Genomic DNA, 8,304 nt, shown 5'->3' with positions numbered 1-8,304 from the left:
AATGAGTAAGAAGCCAGTAACCTGTAGGTTGGGCCCTTGGTCACTACACCCAACAATTTACTGGTGAAAGAATGATCCCCCCAACCCCCCTTACAAAGGGGGGCTATTTAAGTAATATTGTAGGGTGCGTTAGGGCGAAGCCCGTAACGCACCGTTAGTTGAGTAATGAGTAATGAGTTTTGAAGTAATGAGTAAGAAGCCAGTAGCCTGTAGGTTGGGCAGGGAGATAACCCAACATGATGAGTAATGAGTAAGGAGTAATGAGTAATGAGTAAGAAGGTAGCATGTAGTAGCCTGTAGGTTGGGCCGGGAGATAACCCAACATGATGAGTAATGAGTAAGGAGTTTTGAAGTAATGAGTTTTGAAGTAATATCAAGTCCGTTTAATCAGTTATATTATGAGATATTGAGGCAAATACTAAAAAACCCCCTCTCCTCAGATCTTGCACGCAAATACAAAAGTACTAAATAGGCCAACAGGCGAAAATCAATTTTTAAGTGGTTAGGATCAATTCTTTTACTTCAAAACTTCAAAACTCATTATTCATTACTCAACCACCACAAGTAACTTTTGATAAAGATGCAAGATCTGAGCTCTCCCCCTCTCCAGAAATGATATAACTAAACTATGCCAGACTATCCCAGAAGACTCATTGAAGTAGACCTACCCATTAAACGCATATCAGCCCATTCACGGCGAGAAAAATCAATTCGCCACGGACATATATCAACACTGCATATATGGTGGGCCAGAAGACCATTAGCCGCTTGTAGGGCCGTGATTTGTGCTGCCTTGTGGTTAGCCTGTAGGTTGGGTTGAGGTCACGAAACCCAACACTATAAAAGTAGTAGCCTGTAGGTTGGGTTGAGGTCACGAAACCCAACACTATAAAAGTAGTAGCCTGTAGGTTGGGTTGAGGTCACGAAACCCAACACTATAAAAGTAGTTATAGTTGTAGTTGTAAAGTCTGTTAGGGCGAAGCCCGTAACGCACCATCATGAGTTTTGAAGTAATGAGTTTTGAAGTCTTGAAGTAATAAGTAATATCAAGTCCGTTTAATCAGTTATATTATGAGATATTGATGCAAATACTGAAAAACCCCCTCTCCAGAAATGTCTAACTAAACTATGCCAGACTACCCCAGAAGACTAATTGAAGTAGACCTACCCATTAAACGCATATCAGCCCATTCACGGCGAGAAAAATCAATTCGCCACGGACATATATCAACACTGCATATATGGTGGGCCAGAAGACCATTAGCCGCTTGTAGGGCCGTGATTTGTGCTGCCTTGTGGTTAGACCCAGGGGATGATAAATGCCCTGAATCTTTTCGCCAAACTGCCAGAGAATTAATGCTCAAATGGTCAAATACTGAGCGACTCAATCTACTTAGTCCAGAGAGTTATCAAAGATTTATTCGTATTCAAAAAGACCCAAGTATATTAGATAATCATGAACAACAAAGAGGCGCTTTACTAGACTTTATCGCTGATTTTGCTAATTGGGACAATTCAACCAATAGAGAATATTTAGAAACCAGTAGAATTTTAACACAAGCCGCCCATGAGGCTAATGGGGGAATACCAGAGACCAAACCCCTAGTAGTAGACCCTTTTGCCGGAGGGGGTTCAATACCCTTAGAAGCTTTGAGAGTAGGCGCTGATGCCTTCGCCTCTGACTTGAATCCCGTGGCCGTTTTACTCAACAAGGTGGTTTTAGAATATATCCCTAAATATGGGCAAAAGTTAGCAGATGAGGTGCGTAAATGGGGAGAATGGGTTAAAAAAGAGGCAGAAAAAGAGTTAGGTCAATTTTACCCAAAAGATGAAGATGGCAGTACACCTATAGCCTATCTTTGGGCAAGAACAATTATTTCTGAAGCCCCAGATGATGGCACGGGTATTCCTGTAGAAGTGCCTTTAATGCGTAGTCTGTGGTTAGCTAAGAAAAACAAGAGAAATAGGGCTCTAAGATGGGTGAGAGATGAGAAAAGACAGGTAAAAACCGAGACGGTTGAGGTTACTTATGCTGATGGGGTAACTCGTAAGGTGAGAAGACCTCTTTTAGAGATATTTGAACCCAAAAGTGCCAAGGAAGTTGAAAATGGTACAGTAGCTAGGGGTTCGGCTACATGTCCAGTGACTGGGTTTACTACTCCGGTTGCTTCAGTAAGAAAGCAGTTAAAACCCAGAAGAGGTGGTGCTGATGATGCCCGGCTTTTTTGCGTGGTAACTACTCGTGAAAGTGAGAAGGGTCGGTTTTATCGGTTGCCTAATAATAGGGATAAAGATGCTATTGTTGCGGCTAAGGAGGAGTTAGAGAGGAGAAAAGCGGCCCATCAGGGGGAATTGAGTTTAGTTCCTGATGAACATGTACCACCTAACAGTAGAAGTTTTCGCTTAGAACTCTATGGTATTTATAGATTTGAAAATATATTTACATCTCGTCAAGCTCTAGCATTAACAACTTTAGTAAAATTAGTTAATAATGTTGAGGGTAAAGTAGATAGGTTTGACGAGCAAGGTTTAGTGAATGCTGTACAGTGTTGTTTAGCTTTGATAGTTGATAGACTAGCTAACACATTAACTTCCTTATCTCGTTGGAATACTGTTGGTGAAAAAATAGAGGGAATTTTCGCCAGACAAGCTATTCCTATGGTTTGGGATATAGCTGAAGCTATGTTTTTTTCTAGGTCAACAGGGTCAATGGACGGTGCAATAAATTGGGTTTATGGAATATGTGATAGTAATTGCATTATTAATAATACAGGACAGACTCAACAAGCAGACGCAACCTTACACCCCCTTCCTGATGACTTCATACAAGCATTTATCTCAGACCCTCCATACTATGATGCAATTGAATATTCTGATTTATCGGACTTTTTTTACGTCTGGTTGAAGCGAAGTTTACCTTCATCTCTTAAAGTGTCTTTTAAAGATGAATTAACACCTAAAGAAGGCGAATGTATTGTTTCACCTCATCGTAATCAAGATAAAGTTTATTTTGAAAAAAATATGGCAAAAGCCATGGGAGAGGGATGTAGAATTCTCTCCCCAAATGGTATCGGCACAATTGTATTTGCCCATAAATCAACATCAGGTTGGGAAACTATGCTTCAAGCCCTGGTAGATGCAGGTTGGACTATAACTGCATCATGGGCAATAGATACTGAAATGGGTTCAAGAATAAATGCCATGGATTCTGCCGCCCTCGCCTCATCAATCCACCTAGTCTGTCGCCCTCGCACCAAAAACCAAATCGGCGATTGGAGAGATGTACTCCAAGAACTACCTATTTGTATTCATGAATGGATGCCACGCCTTGCATCAGAAGGAATAGTAGGTGCCGATGCTATTTTTGCCTGTTTAGGACCTGCTTTAGAAATCTTCTCCCGCTATGACAGTGTAGAAAAAGCCTCTGGTGAAATAGTCACTCTCAAAGACTATCTAGAAAACCTGTGGGCTGCTGTATCTCAAGAAGCCTTGCGAATGATTTTCAAAGATGCCGATACATCATCTCTAGAATCAGATGCCAGACTTACAGCTATGTGGCTTTGGACTTTATCAACTGAAGCTGGGGATAACAACCATACGGAGGTAGAAGCAGAAGCAGATGAAGATGAATCCACCTCCAAAGCAGCTAACACAGGCTTTGTTTTAGAATACGATTCTGTAAGAAAAATCGCCCAAGGCTTAGGGGTTAACTTAGAAAACCTCAATACCCTAGTAGAGATTAAGGGAAACAAAGCCAGACTTTTACCTGTATTAGAAAGGTCAAAAGCATTACTAGATAAAAAGCGGTGCGACCCCGCGGAGGAAACCTCCGCAAGGAAACGCGCACCAAGACATGATTTAGACTCTCTTAAAACTCCCAAAAAAAGAAAAACCAAAAAGAATAAGAATGTACAAATATCCTTATTCCCGGAAGAAGAACAAAAGATTACTCAAAACAGGGATGATTCAACTATAGAGAATATAGGGAAAACTGTTTTAGACCGTATCCACCAATCAATGCTTCTGTTTACCGCAGGGAGAAGCGATGCTTTAAAAACCTTCTTAGTAGATGATGGGGTAGGAGATGACCAGCGATTTTGGACCTTAGCTCAATCTCTATCAGCATTGTACCCTAATGGGACTAGTGAGAAACGGTGGATAGATGGGGTATTAGCGAAGAAAAAAGGACTGGGATTTTAAGTAATACTTGTAGGGTGCGTTCAGGAAATGTAACGCACAAGTTATAGCCATGAGCGTTGTAGTGTTAACAATATTTATATTTACAGATCCCCCCTTCCCCCCTTAACAAGGGGGGCTTTTCATGATAATAACTGTTAACATCTATTTGGTCATTGCTATAATTATTTTGTGAACACAAACAGCTTTGGTGCGTTACGCGCTTCTTACTCATTACTCATTACTCATTACTCATGTTTGTTGGGTTATCTCTGCCCAACCTACAGGCTACAGGCTACTGGCTTCTTACTCATTACTCATTACTCATTACTCATTACTCATCTAGGTGCGTTACGCGCTTCGCACGCTTCACACCCTACAATATTACTTAAATAGCCCCCCTTTGTAAGGGGGGTTGGGGGGATCATTCTTTCACCAGTAAATTGTTGGGTTATCTCCCTGCCCAACCTACAGGCTACTGGCTTCTTACTCATTACTCATTACTCATTACTCATTACTCAACTAACGGTGCGTTACGGGCTTCGCCCTAACACACCCTACAACTACCTTCTTACTTCAAAACTCATTACTCCTTACTCATTACTCATCATGTTGGGTTATCTCCCTGCCCAACCTACAGGCTACGTACAGGCTACCTTCTTACTCATTACTTATTACTCGTTACTCATTACTCAACTAACGGTGCGTTACGCGCGAAGCGCTAACACACCCTACTACTACTTTGCTATAAAATATATTTAGAGAAAATACAGCAAAAAGTGTAAATTAAATCATAGTTTACACTATAAACGAAAGGGCGATCGCCAAAAACCATTATCAAAAATAAAAGTATAAATAACAGAAACTATAGATATTAATAATTAATTCCACTTTATGAAACTCACTCCCTGGTACCAAATAGAAAGTTTAACCCCTAGAGAAGATTTAAGACTAGGAAAACCGCTTGATGCTTCTGAATTTGCGGTACATTTAGACCAAGTAAGGAACAATCAAGCCCCAGATGACTACCAAAACCCTCAACGCTTCTTTGAACGAACATTTTTAACTAAATATCTTCTAGAACTTTCCTCCCAAGTAGTAAGAAGACTATCTGGAATTAAAGTAGGAACAAATGCTGTATTTAACCTCTCAACTCAATTTGGAGGAGGTAAAACCCACAGCTTAACCCTACTCTACCATTTAGCTAAAGAAGGCTCTAAAGCTAATCACTATCTAGGTGTTAAAAAGATTTTAGACCAAGCAGAAGTAACCACTGTGCCAGAAGCAGCAGTAGCAGTATTTGTAGGTACTGAATTTGACTCTCTAGATGGGCGTGGGGGTAATGATGGAACACCTCATAGAAAAACACCTTGGGGGGAAATTGCTTTTCAATTAGGGGGAGAAGCAGCCTATCAAATAGTCAAACAACACGACCAAGAATTTATGGTTCCTGGAGGAGATGTAATTCGTAAATTCTTACCCAAGGATAAACCCTGTTTAATCCTAGTTGACGAAGTAATTAACTATATCTCTCGTTCTCGTAAAAAAGGATATAACAATCTACTATATAACTTCCTGCAATCACTCTCAGAAACCGCTAGAGGTGTAGATAATCTGGTTTTAGTCATTTCTATTCCAGCATCTGAAATAGAATATACCCCCGATGATGAAGAGGATGAGCAACGATTTAAAAAGATGCTAGACCGTGTAGGTAAAGCGATTATGCTTTCTGCCGAGTCAGAAACAGCAGAAATTATTCGTAGACGCTTATTTGAATGGGATACCCAAGCAGTAGCCGCTGATGGGAAAATTTTAATCTTCAATCAAGCAAGAAAAACTTGTAAAGCATACTCCGATTGGATGTTAGAAAATCGCACCTCTCTACCCAGTTGGTTTCCTATAGATAACGCGGAGGAAGCTTTTATCGCTACTTACCCTTTTCACCCCACAGTTTTATCAGTATTTGAACGAAAATGGCAAGCTTTACCCCGTTTTCAACGCACTAGGGGAATTCTGAGACTATTAGCCTTATGGGTGGCTAAAGCCTATAAAGAAGGCTATGAAGGGCAAAATAAAGACCCCTTAATCGCCCTTGGAACTGCCCCTTTAGATGATTCTCTCTTTAGAGTAGCCACTTTTGAACAACTAGGTACAGACAAACTAGAAGCCGCAGTTATTACCGATATTTGTGGCCGAAAAGATGCCCACGCCATCAAGTTAGATAAAGATGCCATTCCTGAGATTAAAAAGGCCAAACTACACAAAAAAGTAGCAACTACTATCTTTTTTGAATCCAATGGGGGGCAAACCAAAAATAACGCCACCCTGCCTGAGATACGTCTAGCTTTAGGAGAACCTGAATCAGAAATAGCTAATATTGAAACTGTTTTAGAAAGCTTGCGGACTAATTGTTATTATTTAGCGGTTAATCAAAATAGTTATCGTTTTAACACTTACCCCAATCTAAATAAAATCTTAGCAGATCGCAAAGCTAGTATCCAAGAGGATAGAATCGCTAAACGAGTTGAAGAAGAAATCAAAAAAGTATTTAAGAGTGAATCAGGTATTCATATTGTCTACTTCCCGGAAAACTCCAGCAATATCCCCAATCAACCTATTATTACCCTAGCTGTACTAAATCCAGAATATTCCAGTCAAGAAGATTATACTCTACAACTAATTGAGACTATGATTAGAGAATCTGGCTCACAAGCTAGAACCTATAAAAGTGCCCTTATATTCTCCTATGTAGATACAGAACAGAAACTTAGAGAGGATGCGAGAAAATTATTAGCTTGGGAAGATATTCAAAATGAAGAAACTAAGCTTGATGAAGAACAAACCAAACAGCTAAAAGAGAATCTGATGAAAGCAGACAGGGATTTAAAAGAAACCGTTTGGCGTTCTTATAAAAACCTTTGTTATCTAAGTAAAGATAATAGCTTGAGAGAAGTTGATTTAGGCTTAATTACCTCTAGTCAAGCTAAATCTCTAGTGAGATTATTCATCAATCACCTCAGAAGAGAAGGTGAGATTGAACAATCAATTAACCCTAACTTTCTCATGAGAAATTGGTCTCCTGCTTTTACTGAGTGGAGTACAAAAGCGATTAGAGATACTTTTTTTGCTTCGCCTCAATTTCCCAAACTCTTATCTGGTGACTCTATTAAAGATACCATCGCCCGTGGGGTAAGTACTGGAATTTTCGGCTATGTAGGTAAAGTTGGGGATAAATATAAACCATTTATTTTTAAAACCAGCCTTACCCCATCAGAGGTAGAAATCTCAGAGGATATGTATATTATTAAAGCTGAAGATGCAGAAAGCTATCAGCAAAGAATCACAGAACCCCCAAAATTAACTACCCTAGTTATTACCCCTACTAACGTCAGTCTTCAACCCAATAGTAAACAAGCATTTTCTGTGGAAGGAAAAGACCAATATGGGGAGAAAATCGACACAGGGACAATTACTTGGTCTGCTTCAGGGGGTGAAATTGACTCTCAAGGGTTACTTACAGCAGGAGAAGCGAATGGTAATTATTTCATTTCAGCATCTAGCCAAGGTGTGGAAACAAAAGCTACTTTTTCCATAGTAGTTGATAACCCTAATCCTACTAACCCCACCGCCACTACTAAAGTCGCTGAAGGTACTCAAACATATACAGTTGATTCCCCCCAAGAGGTTGAAATAAATTGGCAAGGAGAAGTCCCCGCCCAAAAATGGATGCAACTTTACACCAAGGTACTTTCCAAGTTTTCCTCTAAAAAAGATGTAAAGCTTACTATGGAAATCAAGTTTACCGTTGAAGGAAATATTAGCGAACAAGAGAAGAATGAAACTAAATCAGCTTTACAGGAGTTAGGTTTAGATGATGAATTCTTTTACTCATAACTCATTACTTCAAGACTTTAAGACTCATTATTCATCCACCACAAGTAAATGAGTGATAAAGAGGTAGTCAGATGAGTTTTGAAGTAATGAGTTTTGAAGTAATGAGTTTTGAAGGTAGCCTGTAGCCTGTAGGTTGGGTTGAGGTCACGAAACCCAACAGTATAAAAGTAGTTGTAGTTGTAGGGTGTGTTAGGGCGAAGCCCGTAACGCACCGCTAGATGAGTTTTGAAGTAA

At 39.9% G+C, this 8,304-nt stretch carries 3 protein-coding genes; all 3 read left to right on the top strand.

What is annotated here, in order from left to right:
- Positions 1 to 628 precede the first annotated feature (628 nt).
- The 3 genes from MW688_RS18185 to MW688_RS18175 all read left to right on the top strand — a co-directional run bounded on the left by MW688_RS18185 (position 629) and on the right by MW688_RS18175 (position 8,070).
- Entirely contained in the window at positions 629 to 820 is a 192-nt protein-coding gene (locus tag MW688_RS18185; protein WP_486737432.1) for a DUF1156 domain-containing protein, read from the top strand.
- Between the two features lie 308 nt (positions 821 to 1,128).
- Complete coding sequence (locus tag MW688_RS18180) at positions 1,129 to 4,200, top strand: DUF1156 domain-containing protein (RefSeq protein WP_486737431.1); 3,072 nt, start codon at positions 1,129 to 1,131, stop codon at positions 4,198 to 4,200.
- A gap of 870 nt (positions 4,201 to 5,070) precedes the next feature.
- Positions 5,071 to 8,070, top strand: coding sequence for an ATP-binding protein (locus MW688_RS18175; protein ID WP_486737430.1), 3,000 nt, complete (start codon positions 5,071 to 5,073; stop codon positions 8,068 to 8,070).
- Positions 8,071 to 8,304 lie beyond the last annotated feature (234 nt).

It is taken from the genome of Johannesbaptistia floridana (genome assembly GCF_057440575.1).
This window is presented reverse-complemented; position numbering and strand designations above follow the sequence as displayed.